The following is a 967-nucleotide window of genomic DNA, read 5'->3' as shown; positions in this document are numbered from 1 at the left end:
GGCGGCGCCGTCGCGGGCGATCTGCTCCTCGGCGGCAGCCAGGGTCCGGCCGTCGCGGATCAGGCGCTCGACCCGGGCGCGGGCGGCGTCGGTGGGCTGTCCGGCCTCCAGGGCAGCGAGGTCCGGGACGCCGATCCGGGCGCGCAGGCGCTCCAGGTCGAGCCCGACCTTGTGGGCGTCGCCCTCGATCCGGGGCAGGTCGGTGCCGCCCTTCTCGAACTCCTTGGTGCCGCTGAACGCCGCCAGGATGTCTTCGGCGTGCAGGATCAGCTCGGGCTCCACGGGCACGGAATCGGCCTCGCCGCGCGCCCGGATGAGGGCGGCGTCGGTCCGGGCCGCCTCGGCCTCGGCCTTGCGGCAGCGTTCGAGGGCGGCGCCCAGGCGCTCGATCCAGGCTGCATCCGCCTCGGCGAGGCCGGAATCGGCGGCGATCCGGTGGTCCAGCACGTCGATCTCGGCGACGATCGGCCGGGCGCGCTTCAGGCGCTCCAGCCGGGCGCGCTCGGTCGCGATGCGCTGAGTCTCGGCCCGGAGCGCGTCGAGCTTCTCTGCGGCGGCGGCGATCTCGTCGTTGAGCGCGCGCCAGTCCCCGGATCGCAGGCCCTTCTCGCGGATCGCCTTGCGGGCGGTCTCGTGCCGCTCCAGCGCCTGGTAGAAGGTCCGGTGCTTGGCCTGCCGGGGCGCGAAGATGCCCTCGGCCTCGGCGTCCAGGGCGGATTGCAGCTCGGTGAGGCCGCGCAGGCCGGACCCCGCCGCGAACAGGCTGGCGCCGACCTCGCCCTCGACATCGACCATCTCGCGCCCGCCCGCCCGCAGGCTGCCTGCATCCAGCCCGAACGCGCGGCAGAACACGGTGCGGGAGATGCCGCCGAGGAACGGCGCCAGGGAATCGTCGGGCAGCGGCGCCTCGTCGGCGTCGATCAGGGTCCGGGTGTTGCCCTTGCGGCGGCGGAACGCCAGGCGCCGC

1 protein-coding gene is annotated in these 967 nt (G+C 75.4%); it reads right to left on the bottom strand.

What is annotated here, in order from left to right; genetic code table 11:
• On the bottom strand, window positions 1–967 hold a 967-nt coding region (locus FV228_RS30920), incomplete at both ends, for an AAA family ATPase (protein ID WP_147857882.1).

It is taken from the genome of Methylobacterium sp. WL18 (assembly GCF_008040015.1).
GTDB classification, from domain to species: domain Bacteria; phylum Pseudomonadota; class Alphaproteobacteria; order Rhizobiales; family Beijerinckiaceae; genus Methylobacterium; species Methylobacterium mesophilicum.
The sequence above is the reverse complement of the archived record's forward strand: the minus strand, read 5'-3'. Positions and strand labels throughout refer to the sequence as shown.